Annotated in this window: 1 protein-coding gene; it reads right to left on the bottom strand. The window is 68.0% G+C overall.

From position 1 onward, the window contains the following. Positions 1 to 67: 67 nt before the first annotated feature. Positions 68 to 1243, bottom strand: a complete 1176-nt coding sequence (locus LZ199_RS45940) for an IS256 family transposase (protein WP_254000185.1) — start codon at positions 1241 to 1243, stop codon at positions 68 to 70. Positions 1244 to 1361: the final 118 nt, after the last annotated feature.

Below are 1361 nucleotides of genomic sequence, written 5' to 3'. Positions count from 1 at the left end.
GGTCAAGTCCCGAATCGTGTGTAGTTGGTTCGGAGGGGGAACGAGGGAGGAAGGCTCCTTGGCGGATTCATTCAGCGGTGTCTGGGTTTGAAGTCAGCAGGGCCATGTCGAGGTAGCGGCGGGCATCCCAGATGCCAGAGACTTCGAGGGCGACGGCGGTGATGAGGCGCAGTGCGCTGGCGCGGTCCGGGAAGGCGCCCACGGAGCGGATGCGGCGCTTCACTTCGCCATGGAGTCGCTCCAGGCCGTTGGTGCTGCGAAGCCGCTTCCAGTGGGCCTTGGGGAAAGAGAAGAAGCAGGTGGCCGGGGCAAAGCCCTCGCGCAAACACTCCATGGCCTCGGGGACCTGGCGGCCCAGGCCGGCCTGGAGGGCCTCCAGGCGCTTCCTGGCGTCCTGGAGAGTTGGTGCCTCGAAGACGGCCGATGTCTCCTTGCCGAGGCGGCCTCGCAGTCGCCAGGGGGCCTTGGCGAGGACGTTCCGGGTGAGGTGCACCGTGCAACGCTGGAGTCGGGCCTCGGGCAGCGACTGCCGGGCCGCGGCGGCCAGCCCCGCGTGTCCGTCGGCGATGACAAGCCGCACCCCCCTCAGGCCTCGCTCGAGCAACTGGCGAAGCAGCTCCAGCCACGAGTCCATCGACTCGCTGCCACCCAGAGTCACGGCCAGCAGATGCCGGTGCCCATCCTCTCCCACGCCGTAGGCCACCAGGGCCGAGACGTTCTGCACCGTGCGCGCCCACCTCGCGTCCAGGAAGGTGGCATCCAGGTAGAGGTAGGGGAAGGCCTGAGTGAGGGGTTGGGTGCGCAGGCCCTCCACTTTCTGTTCCAGGGACTTCGTCACCCGGCTCACCGTCGAGCGCGAAACCTCCTCGCCCATGAGCGCCCTGGTCACCCGGCCCATCTTCCTCGTGGAGACGCCCTGCACGTACGCGCTGGTAATCGCCTCGTCGAGCTCTTCGCTGCGCCGCTTGTAACGGCCCAGCACGGCCTCCGCCGAGCCGCTGGCCCTCGTCCGAGGCACGGCCACCTCCAGGTGCCCCATGGACGTCAAGAGGCCTCGCAGGTAGCTGCCATTGCGCTGGTCCTTGCGCCCAGCCACCTGCTGCCAGCGCCCGGCCCCCACCAGGCCCCGAATCTCCTCCTCCAGCAGCATCTCCAACGTCATGCGGATGGCTCCCAGGAAGAGCGCGCGCACGTCGGTGCGCACCTCCTCGTGCGAGGGCGCGGCAAACTCGGTATCGTCCACGGCGGGAACTCCTCGGCTCCCCTGCCAGGGGGAGACCGTCTCGGTTGGTTTCACCGAGGAGCTTCCCTCTTTCACGCTCATCCCTGCTCGCCGACTACACACTTATAGGGACACGACC

It is taken from the genome of Myxococcus qinghaiensis (assembly GCF_024198215.1).
GTDB lineage: Bacteria > Myxococcota > Myxococcia > Myxococcales > Myxococcaceae > Myxococcus > Myxococcus qinghaiensis.
This window is presented reverse-complemented; position numbering and strand designations above follow the sequence as displayed.